The sequence below is a fragment of the Lysobacter capsici genome (genome assembly GCF_014779555.2).
In the GTDB taxonomy this organism is placed as follows: Bacteria; Pseudomonadota; Gammaproteobacteria; order Xanthomonadales; family Xanthomonadaceae; genus Lysobacter; species Lysobacter capsici.
In genome coordinates this window covers 2,518,354-2,533,327 of sequence record NZ_CP094357.1, presented here as the reverse complement: position 1 = coordinate 2,533,327, position 14,974 = coordinate 2,518,354, and the positions used below count along the sequence as shown (strand labels likewise).

Annotated in this window: 17 protein-coding genes; 7 read left to right on the top strand and 10 right to left on the bottom strand. The window is 66.3% G+C overall.

What is annotated here, in order from left to right; all coding sequences use genetic code 11:
- Positions 1-104 precede the first annotated feature (104 nt).
- Positions 105-2,492, top strand: coding sequence for a phosphoenolpyruvate synthase (gene ppsA, locus IEQ11_RS10715; protein WP_191821015.1), 2,388 nt, complete (start codon positions 105-107; stop codon positions 2,490-2,492).
- A 7-nt stretch (positions 2,493-2,499) separates the two neighbouring features.
- Positions 2,500-3,465: a mechanosensitive ion channel family protein gene (locus IEQ11_RS10710; protein WP_096414347.1), complete on the top strand. Its 966-nt coding sequence runs from the start codon at positions 2,500-2,502 to the stop codon at positions 3,463-3,465.
- Positions 3,466-3,486: 21 nt separating this feature from the next.
- On the opposite strand, the gene IEQ11_RS10705 is transcribed toward IEQ11_RS10710, so the two are convergent.
- Both IEQ11_RS10705 and orn read right to left on the bottom strand, forming a co-directional pair.
- On the bottom strand, positions 3,487-3,882 hold the full coding sequence (locus IEQ11_RS10705; protein ID WP_157753931.1) for a hypothetical protein: 396 nt from the start codon (positions 3,880-3,882) through the stop codon (positions 3,487-3,489).
- 9 nt (positions 3,883-3,891) lie between these two features.
- On the bottom strand, positions 3,892-4,458 hold the full coding sequence (gene orn / locus IEQ11_RS10700) for an oligoribonuclease (protein ID WP_096414346.1): 567 nt from the start codon (positions 4,456-4,458) through the stop codon (positions 3,892-3,894).
- Between the two features lie 65 nt (positions 4,459-4,523).
- Here orn and IEQ11_RS10695 point away from each other — a divergent pair, with 65 nt between their 5' ends.
- The 4 genes from IEQ11_RS10695 to IEQ11_RS10680 all read left to right on the top strand — a co-directional run bounded on the left by IEQ11_RS10695 (position 4,524) and on the right by IEQ11_RS10680 (position 7,954).
- Positions 4,524-5,015, top strand: a complete 492-nt coding sequence (locus IEQ11_RS10695; RefSeq protein ID WP_096414345.1) for a DUF2721 domain-containing protein — start codon at positions 4,524-4,526, stop codon at positions 5,013-5,015.
- Positions 5,016-5,121: 106 nt separating this feature from the next.
- Complete coding sequence (locus tag IEQ11_RS10690; protein WP_191821014.1) at positions 5,122-5,616, top strand: DUF2721 domain-containing protein; 495 nt, start codon at positions 5,122-5,124, stop codon at positions 5,614-5,616.
- Positions 5,617-6,119: 503 nt separating this feature from the next.
- The gene (locus IEQ11_RS10685; protein ID WP_191821013.1) at positions 6,120-7,253 is read left to right on the top strand and encodes a Cache 3/Cache 2 fusion domain-containing protein; all 1,134 of its coding nucleotides are present in this window, start codon (positions 6,120-6,122) and stop codon (positions 7,251-7,253) included.
- Positions 7,254-7,357: 104 nt separating this feature from the next.
- Positions 7,358-7,954, top strand: coding sequence for a DUF8082 domain-containing protein (locus IEQ11_RS10680; RefSeq protein WP_191821012.1), 597 nt, complete (start codon positions 7,358-7,360; stop codon positions 7,952-7,954).
- Positions 7,955-8,020: 66 nt separating this feature from the next.
- On the opposite strand, the gene tadA is transcribed toward IEQ11_RS10680, so the two are convergent.
- From tadA to IEQ11_RS10665, 3 genes are all read right to left on the bottom strand, one after another.
- Positions 8,021-8,515: a tRNA adenosine(34) deaminase TadA gene (tadA, locus tag IEQ11_RS10675; RefSeq protein WP_036103091.1), complete on the bottom strand. Its 495-nt coding sequence runs from the start codon at positions 8,513-8,515 to the stop codon at positions 8,021-8,023.
- A complete protein-coding gene (locus IEQ11_RS10670) occupies positions 8,512-9,012 on the bottom strand; it encodes a hypothetical protein (protein WP_153018898.1) in 501 nt (166 codons plus the stop codon). The genes tadA and IEQ11_RS10670 overlap by 4 nt, the downstream gene beginning before the upstream one ends.
- 182 nt (positions 9,013-9,194) lie before the next feature.
- Positions 9,195-9,713, bottom strand: coding sequence for a DUF1993 domain-containing protein (locus IEQ11_RS10665; protein WP_036103095.1), 519 nt, complete (start codon positions 9,711-9,713; stop codon positions 9,195-9,197).
- Positions 9,714-9,984: 271 nt separating this feature from the next.
- Between IEQ11_RS10665 and IEQ11_RS10660 the strand changes: the two genes are divergently transcribed.
- Positions 9,985-10,527: a TetR/AcrR family transcriptional regulator gene (locus tag IEQ11_RS10660; RefSeq protein ID WP_036103097.1), complete on the top strand. Its 543-nt coding sequence runs from the start codon at positions 9,985-9,987 to the stop codon at positions 10,525-10,527.
- A 19-nt stretch (positions 10,528-10,546) separates the two neighbouring features.
- Here the strand turns inward: IEQ11_RS10660 and IEQ11_RS10655 are convergent, their stop codons facing one another.
- From IEQ11_RS10655 to IEQ11_RS10635, 5 genes are all read right to left on the bottom strand, one after another.
- Positions 10,547-10,768, bottom strand: coding sequence for a hypothetical protein (locus tag IEQ11_RS10655; RefSeq protein WP_191821011.1), 222 nt, complete (start codon positions 10,766-10,768; stop codon positions 10,547-10,549).
- A 920-nt stretch (positions 10,769-11,688) separates the two neighbouring features.
- Positions 11,689-12,138 (bottom strand): hypothetical protein, encoded by a 450-nt coding sequence (locus IEQ11_RS10650; protein ID WP_247024790.1) that lies wholly within the window; start codon positions 12,136-12,138, stop codon positions 11,689-11,691.
- A gap of 202 nt (positions 12,139-12,340) precedes the next feature.
- Positions 12,341-13,054 (bottom strand): hypothetical protein, encoded by a 714-nt coding sequence (locus IEQ11_RS10645; protein ID WP_191821009.1) that lies wholly within the window; start codon positions 13,052-13,054, stop codon positions 12,341-12,343.
- Positions 13,055-13,080: 26 nt separating this feature from the next.
- Positions 13,081-14,649 (bottom strand): glutamine-hydrolyzing GMP synthase, encoded by a 1,569-nt coding sequence (guaA, locus tag IEQ11_RS10640; protein WP_191821008.1) that lies wholly within the window; start codon positions 14,647-14,649, stop codon positions 13,081-13,083.
- Positions 14,646-14,972 (bottom strand): hypothetical protein, encoded by a 327-nt coding sequence (locus IEQ11_RS10635; protein WP_191821007.1) that lies wholly within the window; start codon positions 14,970-14,972, stop codon positions 14,646-14,648. The genes guaA and IEQ11_RS10635 overlap by 4 nt, the downstream gene beginning before the upstream one ends.
- Positions 14,973-14,974: the final 2 nt, after the last annotated feature.

Genomic DNA, 14,974 nt, shown 5'->3' with positions numbered 1-14,974 from the left:
CGAAAAACCTCGCCGGATCAAGCTTGTATGCACCCGACACCCGGGCGATCATATCCGCTTGGCCGCGCCGGACGCGTCCTCGCCCCCCTCGGAGATAGTGTGCCTTGAACGAGAACATCCTCTGGCTGCACGCGCTGCGCCTCAACGATCTGGCCCGCGTAGGCGGCAAGAACTCCTCGCTCGGCGAGATGATCGGCAACCTCGCCAACCTCGGCGTCTCGGTCCCGGGCGGCTACGCCACCACGTCCGAGGCGTTCAAGGCCTTCATCGCCCATAACAACCTGCACCAGCGCATCTTCGACAAGCTGGCCACGCTGGACGTGGAAGACGTCCCGGCGCTGACCCAGGCCGGCGGCGAGATCCGCGGCTGGGTGATCGAGGCCCCGCTGCAGCCCGACCTGGACCAGGACATCCGCACCGCCTATCGCCAGCTGTGCACCGAGAACGGCGGCGGCGACGTGGCCGTGGCGGTGCGCTCCTCGGCCACCGCCGAAGACCTGCCCGACGCGTCGTTCGCCGGCCAGCAGGAAACCTTCCTGAACGTCACCGGCGAAGACGACGTGGTGCGCAAGGTCAAGGAAGTCTTCGCCAGCCTCTACAACGACCGCGCCATCGCCTACCGCGTCCACCACGGCTTCAAGCACGAAGACGTGTTCCTGTCGGCCGGCGTGCAGCTGATGGTGCGCTCCAACGTCGGCTCCTCCGGCGTGCTGTTCACCCTGGACACCGAATCGGGCTTCCGCGACGTGGTGTTCATCACCTCCAGCTACGGCCTGGGCGAAATGGTCGTGCAAGGCGCGGTCAACCCGGACGAGTTCTACGTCTACAAGCCCACCCTGGCGCAAGGCAAGCCGGCGATCCTGCGCCGCAGCGTCGGCGCCAAGCAGTTGCGCATGGTCTATTCGGATACGCCCGGCGAACGCGTGCGCACCGAAGACACGCCGGCGGAGCTGCGTTCCAAGTTCTCGATCAACGACGCCGACGTCCACGAGCTGGCGAAGCAGGCCTTGGTGATCGAAAAGCACTACGGCCGTCCGATGGACATCGAGTGGGCGAAGGACGGCGTCAGCGGCAAGCTGTTCATCGTGCAGGCGCGCCCGGAAACGGTGAAGTCGCGCGGCAAGGCGACCCAGATCGAGCGTTATCAGCTGGAAAAGCGCGGCGAAGTGATCTGCGAAGGCCGCGCGATCGGCCAGCGGATCGGTTCGGGCGTGGCGCGCATCGTGCGCAGCCTCGACGACATGAGCCGGGTCCAGCCCGGCGACGTGCTGGTCGCCGACATGACCGATCCCGATTGGGAGCCGGTGATGAAGCGTTCGGCCGCGATCGTCACCAACCGCGGCGGCCGCACCTGCCACGCGGCGATCATCGCGCGCGAACTCGGCGTGCCCGCGGTCGTCGGCACCGGCAATGCGCTGGACACGATCAAGGACGGCGAAGTCATCACCGTCAGCTGCGCCGAAGGCGATACCGGTTTCATCTACAACGGCGAACTGCCGTTCGAGCGCCACGTCGCCGACCTGGAAAAAATGCCGCCGGCGCCGCTCAAGGTGATGATGAACGTCGCCAACCCCGAGCGCGCGTTCGACTTCGCGATGCTGCCGCACGCCGGCGTGGGCCTGGCGCGTCTGGAGATGATCATCGCCAGCCACATCGGCATCCATCCCAAGGCGTTGCTGGAATACGCCTCGCAGGACGCGGCGACCAAGAAGAAGATCGACGAGAAGATCGCCGGTTACGACGTCGATCCGGTGCAGTTCTACGTCGATCGCCTGGCCGAGGGCATCGCCACCATCACCGCCGCGTTCGCGCCGCATCCGGTGATCGTGCGCCTGTCGGACTTCAAGTCCAACGAATACGCCAACCTGATCGGCGGCTCGCGCTACGAGCCGCATGAAGAGAACCCGATGATCGGCTTCCGCGGCGCCAGCCGTTACGTCGATCCGAGCTTCACCGACGCGTTCGCGCTGGAATGCCAGGCGGTGCTGAAGGTGCGCGAGCAGATGGGCCTGACCAATTGCTGGGTCATGATCCCGTTCGTGCGCACCCTCGACGAGGGCCGCCGCGTGGTCGAGGTGCTGGAGAAGAACGGCCTCAAGCAGGGCCAGAACGGCCTGAAGATCATCATGATGTGCGAAGTGCCGTCGAACGCGTTGCTGGCCGACGAATTCCTCGACATCTTCGACGGCTTCTCGATCGGCTCCAACGACCTGACCCAGCTCAGCCTGGGCCTGGACCGCGACTCGGCGATCGTCGCCCACCTGTTCGACGAACGCGATCCAGCAGTGAAGAAGCTGCTGGCGATGGCGATCTCGGCCGCGCGCGCCAAGGGCAAGTACGTCGGCATCTGCGGCCAGGGCCCGAGCGATCACCCCGATCTGGCCGAGTGGCTGATGGATCAGGGCATCGAGTCGGTGTCGCTGAATCCCGACACGGTGGTCGACACCTGGCTGCGCCTGGCGAAGGCCAAGGCCAAGGCCAAGCAGGCCTGAGCGCGGCATGGCGGGCGACACGGCAAAACAGGAGATCGCGCAGGCCGTCGTGCCCAAGTCCCTGCTGGGACTTGAGGCCGGCTTCGACATCGACAAGCTGACCGCCTGGGCGCAGACCAAGGGCCTGACCCTGCTCGGCGCGCTGGCGATCCTGCTGATCGGCCTGTGGGTGGCCAAGTGGCTGTCGCGCGCGTTGGAGCGGGTTATGACCCGCGCCAACATGGAAGTCACCCTGCGCGGTTTCCTGCGCAACATCGCCTATGCGGCGATGGTGGTGATCGTCGCGGTCGCCGCGCTGCAGCAGGTCGGGGTGCCGATGACCTCGGTGCTCGCGGTGCTCGGCGCCGCGGGCCTGGCGATCGGCCTGGCGCTGAAGGACTCGCTGTCCAACATCGCCTCGGGCGTGATGCTGATCGTGCTGCGTCCGTTCCGCGCCGGCGACTACGTGCAGGCCGCGGGCGTGGAAGGCACGGTCGAGCAGATCCGGGTGTTCCAGACCCGCCTGCGCACCATCGACAACCGGGTGATCGTGCTGCCCAACAGCCTGATCACCACCGCGGTCATCGTCAATTTCACCGCCAATCCGAAGCGCCGGATCGACCTCACCGTCGGCGTGGGCTACGACGACGATCTCAAGACCGCCAAGGAAACCCTGCTGGCCCTGGCCAATGCGCACGCGAACGTGCTGCCCGACCCGGCGCCGGAAGTGCTGGTCACCGCGTTGGCCGAAAGCAGCGTCAACCTGGAGCTGCGCGCCTGGGTCAAGACCGCGAACCTGATGCGGACCAAGAGCGACCTCACCGAAGGCATCCGCAACGAGCTGATCGGCAAGGGCCTCAACATCCCGTATCCGCAGCGCGATCTGCACGTGTATCACCACGATGCGGATGGAAGGCCGATCGCGGAGTTGCTGACCAAGTCGATCGCCGACGATGGCGATGTGCCAACTCCTGTCACTAAGCCGAAAACCTGAAGGCCTGCTAGACCTTCACGTCTAATAACCAAGCATCCCGTAATCGATCATCACTTTGCGGCCATCTCGAAGGGTTCCTGCATCCTTTCCGGTGGTCTCAAAAGGACTATCCGCAAACGCGACGTGGAGCCAATCAGAAGAATCGTACCAAGCATCGAACTCGGCGTTTGACATAGGCGTCGCACGTTCCATGACAACGACCCATCCGAACGGGTCCGACCAAATAATGGGACACAGCTGCGGAAATTTTTGCTCCTTCCATGCTTTACGTTCGGCTTTGTTGCAGCGCAGTCCCAAACGGATCTGATTCAGGACAGAAAGATCTCCCGTTGGCTTTCGCCGGGGCAACTTGACCGCGTAGCGTCCAATCAATATGACGACGCGAGAGTTCCCTTTTTTGAACTCAAGCGTCTTCACGTGTTTGCTCTAGCCCAACCCGCCCAGCTTGCCCATCGCAGCGCGGTAATGCCTGAGCTCGGCGATCGAATCCATCACATCGCTCAGCGCGGTGTGCTTGCTGTCCTTGCTCAGCCCGGCCAGCACGTCCGGCGCCCAGCGGCGCGCGAGTTCCTTGATCGTGCTGACGTCGAGATTGCGGTAGTGGAAGTAGCGCTCCAGTCGCGGCATGCAGCGATGCAGGAAACGGCGGTCCTGGCAGATCGAATTGCCGCAGATCGGCGAGGTGTTCGGCGACACCCACTGGGCCAGGAAATCCACGGTCCGGGTCTCGGCCTCGAGCATCGGCACGCCGGCTTCGAGCACCCGCTTCCACAGGCCGGACTTGCCGTGCTGGTTGCGGTTCCACTCGTCCATCGCCTGCAGGCGTTCGAGCGGATGGGCGATCGCCAGCTCCGGCCCCTGGGCCAGAACATTGAGCTGCGCATCGGTGACCACGGTGGCGATTTCCAGGATGGAATCGCGGTCGGTGTCCAGCCCGGTCATCTCCAGATCGATCCAGATCAGCCGGTGCTCGGGTCCATTTTTCTCGGTCATAGCCTCGCCGTCGTGCCCAGGTCGCGGCATCATAGCCCACGCCCCCGCCCGACGACCCCGCCGCGATGAGCCAGAACGCCACCCTCGCCCACTACGCGATCCTGACCGCGATGCTGGCCCCCGCGTTCTTCCTGACCGCGACCGCCTCGCTGCTGCTGTCGGCCAACAACCGCCTGGCGCGAGTGATCGACCGCGCCCGGGTGCTGCTCAAGGAACTGGCCGACAGCGACGACGCCGAGGAACGCGACCTGATCGAGCGCCACATCCTGCGCCAGAAGAAGCGCAGCCGGATCATCCTGCGCGGCAGCCAGCTGCTGTACACCGCGATCAGCTTCTTCGTCGGCACCAGCCTGACCGTCGCCGGCGACGCGGTGCTCGGCTATCGCCTCGGCGTGGTGCCCACCGTGCTCGCCGCGTTCGGCGTGCTGTCGATGTTCGCCGCCAGCCTGCTGCTCGCGCGCGAATCCTCGCTCGCGGTCGAGGCGGTCAACGAGGAAATGGATCACGGCCACGCCAGCGCGATGAAGCGCTGGGCCGCGCGGCCGCCGCAGCCCTGATCCGGCGATCCTCGCTCATCGCCCTCGCCATCCGCGTTCGCCCACCGCGCAGTTGCGTCATCATGCCGATCCGAACGCGCCGAACGTTTGCCACATGGACCCCGCCATGGCCGATCCCCTGCAACTGAGCACCCACTACACCGTGGTCTCGGCGATGATCACGCCGGCCTTCTTCCTGACCGCGACCGCCTCGCTGCTGGTCTCGTCCAACAACCGGCTCGCGCGCGTGGTCGACCGCATGCGCCAGCAACTGGCGACGCTGGAGGACACGGTCGACGAACGTGCGCGCGACTACCTGGAAGCGCGGATCATCCTGCACCGCCGCCGGGTGCGGCTGATCCTCACCTGCCTGCAGTTGCTGTACGGCGCGATGACCGCGTTCGTCGCCACCAGCCTGTCGATCGGCATCGACCAGTTCACCGACTACCGGATCACCGGCGTGCCCACCGCCCTTGCGATGTGCGGCGTGCTGCTGGTGCTGGCGGCGTCGATCAACCTGGGCCGCGAGGCGCGCATGAGCGTGAGCATGCTCGACGCCGAAGTGAAGCGCGAATTCGACCGCGACAACCCGCGCAAGAACAAACCTTCGGGTCCGGCGTAACGACCGACCTCGACGCGACGCCCGCGCGACGGGAAAGCGCGCAGCGGGAGGAAGCGAGACCGTATCGCGATCGCCGCGCGATCGATCGCGGCCTTCTCGCCGCGATGGCGACAACAAGCCACTGAATTTACGCCCCGTCCCTAGACGCAACGCCTGCGGCGTCTCGCTTCGAAGATCGCCGCGCACCGCGGCGCCAACAACGTCACGCGCACGATAAAAAACGCCGGCGCACTCCATCTGGCACGCATCGCACAGCATCGTTACGCAACGGATGCTGGCGCAATGGCCGCGCCATGCACATCGGTCGTTTATCGCCGAAAAATCAAGCGATTTTTGCTGTTTCGTCAGCTGTGACAACGCGAATCTATCGGCTATCTTACGGCCGAAAATCGCAGTCGTTTGAGCACGATTCGGATTCCCGGCAACGCTCGCGTCGCGATGAAACAGGTCGATGCGCAACGCATCGGCCAACTTCATCATCAATTGCGTTCGGGGAGAATGCGATGCTTCGTCACTCGTTGCGGGTACGCCTGCTGCTGCCGGTCCTGGCCCTGGTTCTCATCGTGGTGGCCGCGCTCACCATCGCGCTGGCCATGCTCCAGGCCAACCGGGTCCGCGCCGACGCCGGTCAGTCGATCGACGACCAGACCGCCGCGCTGCAAAGTCTGTTCGCGGTCACCCATTCGGTCATGCTCGACCGAGTGAAATCCTCGATGCGCCTGTTGCGCCACGAAGCCGCGCGCATCGGCAGCCCGAGCGTCGGCCCGCAAGTCCAGGTCGACAACCGCGTGGTCAACGGCCTGGTGCTCGGCGGCACGCCGCAGGCCAACAACTTCGCGCTGGTCGACACCGTCACCTCGATCGCCCAGGGCACCGCGACGATCTTCTCGCGCAGCGGCGAGGATTTCGTGCGCATCGCCACCAACGTCAAGAAGGACGACGGCAATCGCGCGGTCGGCACCGTGCTCGATCCGCAGGGCCAGGCGATCGCGCAGATCCGCAAGGGCCAGAGCTTCTACGGCGTGGTCGACATCCTGGGCAACCCTTACGTCACCGGCTACGACCCGATCTTCGCCGGCGCCGACACCACCCGCGCGATCGGCATCTGGTACGTCGGCTACAAGACCGACCTGCAGGCGCTCACCACGGTGATCGAGGACAGCCACGTGCTGGAATCGGGGTTCATCGCGGTGTTCGACGGCAAGGGCAAGCTGCGCTTCAAGTCCAAGACCGGCGCCGCCCTCGGCCAGGGCCAGGTCGAAAGCATCGTCACCGATCTGCCGCAGGACTGGGTGGTGACCAAGCAGGAGGTCCCGGATTGGGGCTTCACCCTGGTGACGGCCTACCCCAAGAGCGACGTCGATCGGTTGATCCTGAAGCAGTCGCTGTGGATCGGCGGCATCGGCCTGCTGGTGTGCGCATTGCTGCTGGGCCTGCAATGGAGCCTGATCCAGAACCGCGTGTTGCGTCCGATCCAGCGCCTGACCGCGGTGGCCGAAGAACTCAGCATCGGCAAATGGAACCACACCATCGCCGAGGCCGACCTGAAGGACGAGATCGGCAAGCTCGCGCGCGCGATCTCGCGTCTGTCCTACAGCGTTCGCGTGGCGATGGAGAAGCTCGCCAAGCAACGTTGATTCAGTGAGGCCGAATTGAACGAAGCCGAGTTCAGCGCCGCCGAGCCGGGCGGCGCTGGACCGACGATTCCGGATCAACCGCACGATGCCAGGTAGACGACGTCATGAACCATGAGTTCCGACCGCTGATCGAAGTGCTGCGCGAATTCAACGTGCTGGTGCAGCAAGGGGCGACCGGCTTCGTTTTCCTCGTCACCGAGGAACTGCACTCGGGCATCATCCGCCTGCACGGCGGACAGGTGAAGGACGTGACCTTCCGCATGCTGCGCAACGACGAGGCCGTGCAGGGCCTGTCGATGGTCGCGACCGCGAAGTTGCGCTTCCAGCCCAACGACATTCCGTCGTACGGCAACAAGATCCCCTTGAGCCCGACCTCGCTGAACTGGCTGCTCGGCGGCTTCGAACAGGAACTGGCGGGACGGGTCGAAACCGTCGCGCCGGTCGCGGCCAAACCCGCGCCGACGGCGGTGGCGGCCGCGGCCGTCGCGCCCGGCCGGGTCGACAAGCGCGTGCGTCAGACGATCGAACAGGTGGCGCTGAATTATCTGGGGCCGATCGCCGCGATGCTGTGCGAGGAGGCGTTCGAAACCCGCTCCGATCCCCGGCAGGTCGTGGGGCACCTGGCGACGTTCCTGAACTCTCCGCAGGAGTCGCGGCAATTCATCGACGAGGCGCACAAGGCGCTGGACGCGATGCGCTGATCGGGTCGATAGCGAACGCGGGCGGTTGCGACGGACCGCTTTGCCGATCGCCGCAATCCGCCCCGCTCAGACCGGCTTGCCGCGCTTGCGCCGGAAATACGTAGTCAGCCGCGTGCCGGCCTCGTCGCCCAGCACTCCGCCGAGCACCACGACGCGGTGGTTATGGCGTGGATCGGTCAGCAGATCGAATACGCTGCCGGCCGCGCCGGTCTTGGGGTCGCTCGCACCAAAGACCACCCGCGCGACCCGCGCATGCACCATCGCCATCGCGCACATGGCGCATGGCTCCAGCGTTACGTACAAGGTCGTGCCGATCAGGCGGTGATTGCCGATCCGGCTGCCGGCCTCGCGCAAGGCGACGATCTCGGCGTGCGCGCTGGGATCGTGGCTGCGGATGTTGCGATTCCAGCCTTCGCCGAGCACCGTGCCGTCGGCCGCGATCAGCACCGCGCCGACCGGGATTTCATCGTCCTCGCGCTCGGCGCGATCGGCCAGCGCCAGCGCGTGACGCATCCAGCGCTCGTCGATCGACGCCTGCTCGCTCACGACGTCCTGGCTCATTCTTCGACCCAGGCGGTCGAGTTGGAGCGCTCGCTGAAGACCCGGCCGTTGCGGCGGATCAGGCGCTCGGTCCACTTGGTCACCCCCAGATCGCGCGCGCCGACCGTCATCCGGCCTTCGGCCTGCACGGTCGCGCTGTGGCGGTCGTCGGCCACTTCGATGTTCTTCACCTCGATCGTCCACGACGGCAGCGGCAGGCCGATCTTGGCGTCGCGGATTTCGACCAGTTCGGCGACCGTCTCGCGCGTGCGCTTGCACGACTCGGCCTTGTTCAAGCGCTCGTCCTTGCGCTGCTTGCCGGTGTAGGTGATTTCGACCACTTCGTAGTCGTCGGTCATGCTGCTGCAGAACCAGTCGCCGTCGAAGCGGTAGTAGGCCTGCATCTGTTCGTTGTAATAGTCACGCACGGCGGCTTCGTCGATGCGGCGCGCCAGTTCGAAGTACCAGAACGCCAGACCGGCCAGCAGAAGCGGCACCAGCATCAGCAGTCTTTTCACGTCACGTCCTCTGTGCAGATCGCCCGGGCGGCGCCGGACCCGTTCCGGCGCGCCAAGGGCGACATGCTAAATCAGAAGACGCCGCGAACCCGAACCCGGGTCGCCATTCCGCTCGACTGGCGGCCGCGACGGCCGCTGCGGCTGCACCGATCGCGGCCGTCGCCGACCGCGATCGGCGCGACTCAGGCCGGCGACGCCGCGCCGCGCAGGTAGTCGAGCTTGCCCAGCGGCACGCCCTGGTGGCGCAGGATCCCGTAGGCCGTGCTCAGGTGGAAATAGAAATTCGGCAGGACGAAGCCGCGGATGTAGTCGCGGGCGACGAACTTGAGTTCGCGGCCGCCCGGGCGGATCACGATTTCGCGTTCTTCCTGGCCGTCCATGCTCTCGGGGGTGACGCTGCGCAGGAACTCCTGGGTCTTGGCGATGCGCGCGCGCAACTCGTCCAGGGTGGTTTCATCGTCGGGAAAACTCGGCGGCGCGATGCCGGCCAGGCGCGCGGCGCCGAACTTGGCCGCGTCGCTGGCCGACTGCACCTGGCCGATCAAGCTGTACATGTCGGGCGCCAGACGCCCGCCGATCAGTTGCGCGTGGTCGATGCCCTGCTCGTCGGCGTAGGCGGCGCCCTTGTCGAGCAGATGGGACAGCGTGTCGAGGCCGCGGCTGAAGGCCGGCACCGAGATGTCGTAGAGCGAGAAGCTCATGGGGAGGTCCTGTTTGCGTGGCGGGGAAACAGACGATGGCGAGGGCCGTGCGGGCCGCGGCGGCGTGGCGAACGCAGCCGGCGGCGATGGCCGCGGCCGAGTCTGAGCGCTTGTCCCAGGCCGGTCAATGAATTTAGTATCGATCGCTATGGAAATAGATGTTGCAGATTCGGCACCAGCCGGCGGGGGCGATGCGGCCAGCGAAACGCCGCCGCGCCGGCCGCGCGGACGGCCGCGCGGGTTCGATCGCGAGCAGGCCCTGGAAACCGCGATGCACTTGTTCTGGCGCCAGGGCTTCGAGGCGACCTCGCTGAGCGATCTGACCGCGGCCATGGGCATCGCCCCGCCCAGCCTGTACGCGGCCTTCGGTAGCAAGGAGCAGTTGTTCCGCGAAGCGCTGCAACGCTACCTGCAGCAGTTCCGCGCGCGCCACGCCGCCAGCCTGCAGGCGCCCGGGCTGAGCGCGCGCGCGGCGTTCGAACGCTTGTTCGACGCCATTGGCGACGGCTTCGCCGGCTGCGGACAGCGCAGCGGCTGCATGCTGGTCGCGGCCGAGATCGGCGGCGTCGGCGCATCGGCGCCCTTGCGCGAGGAAATCGCCGCGCATCGTCGGTCGATCGAAAGCGGATTTCGCGCCCGCATCGAACGCGGCCAGCGCGAAGGCGACGTGGCCGCCGATTGCGACGCCGAGCGATTGGCCAAATTTCTGGCCACCGTGGTCCAGGGCCTGTCGATCCAGGCCCGCGACGGCGCGAACGCAGCCGAGTTAAGGGACGTGCTGCGCACCGCGCTGCGGGCCTGGCCCGCGGGCTGAGCCCGCGCGGCTCAGGCGCTCAACGCTGCGAGTAGTAGCGCATCGCCAGACCGGCGCCGCGCGCACCGTCGCGGCCGACGGGATCGACGCACCGGCAGCGCTCGAACGGAACCACGCTGCGCTGCGCTTGGGCCGAGCAGGCGCCGTCGGCATGAACCGCCGCGTCGTTGCGCGACGCCGCGACCGCCAGCAGGTGCGGCAGGGCCAACAGGGCGGCGGCGATCGGCAGAGTTTTCGACATTGGCGTTCTCCTGGGCGAGTCGGACGGCGCAGGCCCCGCGCGCACGGCACACGGATTCGGCCGCCCTTGTCTGGAACGACGAACCGGGCGGGCGCGAATCGACATGCGGATCGCGATTGGGGGATGGTCGGCGTCGAACGCCGCGGCGGGGTCGCGGCCGTCGGCCGGTTCGAGCGCAGATTACGCGGCCTTGCGGACAAGAACGGTCCTAATGGCCGAGGGCCCGAGGTGGGGCTTGGCGCCTCACATTTCGCGGCCCGGGCTAGCGCGTTCGTCGCGCGGTAGCGTGGAAAGCACGGTCCGCCAGCCACGCGGCGCCGGATTTTGCATCGAACACGCACTCACCGACGCAGGCGGCGAGCGACGGCAAGACCACGAGCGTCGCCACATCGCGGCCAGCTTGCGGCCAACTCGCGATCAGGTCGCCACCGGATCGCGTATGGGCCTCGATACCGACCCATCGATCGGACGACGTGGCACGGAAAGAGGCGGTCGCCCGCCCCTTCCCGCTTTGCCGCGGTCAGCAGCCGGGCGAACAGATCGCCCAGCAACGCGAATCCGGATCGTCCGGATCGCAACTGCTGCAGCACGGACGCGCGACCGCGCTGAGGCTGACGCTGAGGCCCAGTCCGAACGCGAAGCACGCAAGCATCAACTTGGCACGAGACTTCCTGATCATCGTTCTCTCCAACGTGGCGAGGCGGCCGAGGCAGTCCTTGCTCCCGTCGCCCGGGACGCCGACGGCGAATGCCGTCGCGCGTGGGTTGCCGCGGCTCCTTCCGCGGCCGATGCGGATTCGCGATGCCGGCTGACGTCGAAGACGCGGGCTCATACGGACAAGCGTGATCGACACCGGCCGGACAATCGGCCGGCACGAGCGCGGAAAGAGGCGGTCGCCCGCCCCTCCCGCTCGGCCGGAATCAGCAACTGTCCGAACAGATCGCCCAGCAGCGCGAATCCGGATCGTCCGGATTGCAGCTGCTGCAGCACGGAATCGCGACCGCGCTGAGGCTGAAGCTCAGACCCAGCCCGAACGCGAAGCACGCAAGCATCAACTTGGCACGAGACTTCCTGATCATCGTTCTCTCCAACGTGGCGAGGCGGCCGAGGCAGTCCTTGCTCCCGTCGCCCGGGACGCCGACGGCGAATGCCATCGCGCGTGGGTTGCCGCGGCTCCTTCCGCGGCCAATGCAGGTTCGCCAGACCAGCGTCGAATGCGAGGACTCATACGAACGGCCTCGCCTGCGGCGCGCGCGCAGGTGTTCGCGCGCGAGCGCGATCGAATGCAATGGAAAACGCCGCGGGCGCCGGGCGCGCCGAGGCAAGATGGTCCGGGCAATCGCCGATCGCGCCACGGTCACGCCAGCCATCGACAACCGCATCGCGCGAACGCGAATCGCAGCCGGACAACCTACCGATCCATTCCGTGGCGGACATGCCTGCGTCCTTGACGACGGCGCCCGATGCGGGCGCGACGACTGAGTCGAACCCTAGCCGGGTCGGCGCGCGCGAACCGCGTCAGTTGTCACAGCCCGACGCATATGTCGCGGTGTCGGCGCAAACGCCTCGCCTTCAAGCGGTCAGCGTTTCGACCTGTCCGTCGGCAAACACGACGAGCATCTTGTTGAAGTCCGTGGAAACGCCGAGCTGCGAATAAACCTGCCGATACGTCCCGATCCGCTCGCCACCTTGTTCATCGGCGATCACCAGCCAGCGATCACCGTCGAAGGATTCGGGCGGGCGCTTATCGACCGCCGCGCCGATGTGCCTGAGCAAGCCCGCGGTCAGGTCAAAAAACACCTGCGGATCAGTGCCGGGATTGTGCACAAAACCCACCACTTTCGATGCCGGCCTCGCGCCGCCTTTCGCGAACCGGACCCGGACCTGATTGCCGCAGATCGTGTCGCTGATCTCGACCGTCGTGGCGCCGCGTCGGAGGCATTGGCTGATATCGGCTTCCAGTTCGGCCGCGGTCTTCGACGGCAAGCGGATCGGCGCGGTGACGCTGAACATCACCACCTGCCCATCGGCGACCTGTGGCGAAAGCGCGGCCTGCAAACGCGAAATCAAACGCAACGCGACCTTGTCCAGGCGCAGACGGGGCACGGCATCGTCGCCATGTCCCGCGGCCGCGGGCTCCATCACCGCCACCTCGACGGCGATGCGTTTTGCGTCAAGCGTCAGACAGGCATAGGGCGACGTCGCGCCGCCCTGCTCACGGGTCGCACCGACGTATCTGGCGACCTGTTCGATCGCCGTCCTCTCGCGCTTGCCTGACCCGGACATACGCCGAACCTCTCACAGGAGCGAACTCACTCCCACTCGATCGTCGCCGGCGGCTTGCCGCTGATGTCGTAAACCACCCGCGACACGCCGCGCAGTTCGTTGATGATGCGGTTCGACACCGTGCCGAGGAAGTCGTACGGCAAATGCGCCCAGTGCGCGGTCATGAAGTCGATGGTCTCGACCGCGCGCAGCGCGATCACCCATTCGTAGGCGCGCGCGTCGCCGACCACGCCGACCGATTTCACCGGCAGGAACACCGCGAAGGCCTGGCTGGTCTTGTCGTACAGGCCGGCCTTGCGCAGTTCGTCGATGTAGATGTGATCGGCTTGCGCGAGCAGGTCGGCGTATTCGCGCTTCACTTCGCCGAGGATGCGCACGCCCAGACCCGGGCCCGGGAACGGGTGGCGGTAGACCATCTCGCGCGGCAGACCGAGTTCGACGCCCAGGCGCCGCACTTCGTCCTTGAACAGCTCGCGCAGCGGTTCGACCAGGCCGAGCTTCATGTGCTCGGGCAGGCCGCCGACGTTGTGGTGGCTCTTGATGACGTGGGCCTTGCCGGTCTTGCTGCCGGCGGACTCGATCACGTCCGGGTAGATCGTGCCCTGCGCCAGCCATTTGGCGTTGGCGAGTTTCTGCGACTCTTCGTCGAAGATCTCGACGAACAAATTGCCGATGATCTTGCGCTTGGCTTCCGGGTCGCTGACGCCGGCGAGTTTTTCGAAGTAACGGTCCGCGGCGTTGACCCGCACGACCTTGACGCCCATGTGCTCGGCGAACATCGCCATCACCTGGTCGCCTTCGTTGAAGCGCAGCAGGCCGGTGTCGACGAACACGCAGGTCAGCTGATCGCCGATCGCCTTGTGCAGCAGCGCGGCCACCACCGAGGAATCGACGCCGCCGGACAGGCCGAGGATCACCTCGTCCTGGCCGACCTGCTCGCGCACGCGCGCGATCTGGTCGTCGATGATGTGCGCGGCGGTCCACAGGGTCTGGCAGCCGCAGATGTCGACCACGAAGCGGCGCAGCAAGGTCTGGCCCTGCTTGGTGTGGGTGACTTCGGGATGGAACTGCACGCCGTACCAGCGGCGCGCGTCGTCGGCGAAGGCGGCGACCGGGATGCGGTCGGTCTTTGCGGTGACGACGAAACCGTCCGGCGCCTTCGACACGTGGTCGCCGTGGCTCATCCACACGTCCAGGCGCGGCGGCGAACCGGGATGATCCTTCAAGCCGTCGAACAGGCGATCGTGCGCGACCAGCGACACTTCGGCATGACCGAACTCGCGCTGATCGGCCGCTTCGGTTTCACCGCCGAGCTGCTTGGCCATGGTCTGCATGCCGTAGCAGATGCCCAGGATCGGCAGGCCGGCGTCGAACACCTGCTGCGACGCGCGCGGCGACCCGTGCTCGGTGGTCGACTCGGGGCCGCCCGACAGGATGATGCCCTTGGCGCCGTACGCTTCGATTTCGGCCGGATCGTGGTCCCAGGCCCAGATCTCGCAGTACACGCCCAGTTCGCGGATGCGTCGCGCGATCAGCTGCGTGTATTGCGCGCCGAAGTCGAGGATCAGGATCTTGTCGTTATGGATATCGGTCATGAGGGCTTCTTGTCGAACCACTCGAACGCCAGGCAAAGGCCCAGCGACGCAATGGCGGTGGCGGCGGAGAAAGGAACAGAGAATTTCAGGCTATCGGCCAGGCCGGGAGCGATCGCGGCATCCGAGGCCAGCAACGGCACGAGCCAGAATGCGAACGCGCCGACCGCTAGGGTCGGCGCTGCGGTCGCAACGGTCAGGCGCATCGATCTGCGCATGGGTACGACTTCGATCAACTTCCATAGAACCCAGACCGGCATGACGACGAACACGATCAGGCTCAAAAACAACAACATGGCCAGCAGCGTGAAGTCGTATGCGTTCATCG

Coding starts and splice junctions, on each gene's coding strand:
- IEQ11_RS10710 (WP_096414347.1), top strand. CDS start 2,500: ATGGCGGGCGACACGGCAAAACAGGAGATCGCGCAGGCCGTCGTGCCC.
- orn (WP_096414346.1), bottom strand. CDS start 4,458: ATGACCGAGAAAAATGGACCCGAGCACCGGCTGATCTGGATCGATCTG.
- IEQ11_RS10695 (WP_096414345.1), top strand. CDS start 4,524: ATGAGCCAGAACGCCACCCTCGCCCACTACGCGATCCTGACCGCGATG.
- IEQ11_RS10690 (WP_191821014.1), top strand. CDS start 5,122: ATGGCCGATCCCCTGCAACTGAGCACCCACTACACCGTGGTCTCGGCG.
- IEQ11_RS10685 (WP_191821013.1), top strand. CDS start 6,120: ATGCTTCGTCACTCGTTGCGGGTACGCCTGCTGCTGCCGGTCCTGGCC.
- IEQ11_RS10680 (WP_191821012.1), top strand. CDS start 7,358: ATGAACCATGAGTTCCGACCGCTGATCGAAGTGCTGCGCGAATTCAAC.
- tadA (WP_036103091.1), bottom strand. CDS start 8,515: ATGAGCCAGGACGTCGTGAGCGAGCAGGCGTCGATCGACGAGCGCTGG.
- IEQ11_RS10665 (WP_036103095.1), bottom strand. CDS start 9,713: ATGAGCTTCTCGCTCTACGACATCTCGGTGCCGGCCTTCAGCCGCGGC.
- IEQ11_RS10660 (WP_036103097.1), top strand. CDS start 9,985: ATGCACTTGTTCTGGCGCCAGGGCTTCGAGGCGACCTCGCTGAGCGAT.
- IEQ11_RS10655 (WP_191821011.1), bottom strand. CDS start 10,768: ATGTCGAAAACTCTGCCGATCGCCGCCGCCCTGTTGGCCCTGCCGCAC.
- IEQ11_RS10650 (WP_247024790.1), bottom strand. CDS start 12,138: ATGGCTGGCGTGACCGTGGCGCGATCGGCGATTGCCCGGACCATCTTG.
- IEQ11_RS10645 (WP_191821009.1), bottom strand. CDS start 13,054: ATGTCCGGGTCAGGCAAGCGCGAGAGGACGGCGATCGAACAGGTCGCC.
- guaA (WP_191821008.1), bottom strand. CDS start 14,649: ATGACCGATATCCATAACGACAAGATCCTGATCCTCGACTTCGGCGCG.
- IEQ11_RS10635 (WP_191821007.1), bottom strand. CDS start 14,972: ATGAACGCATACGACTTCACGCTGCTGGCCATGTTGTTGTTTTTGAGC.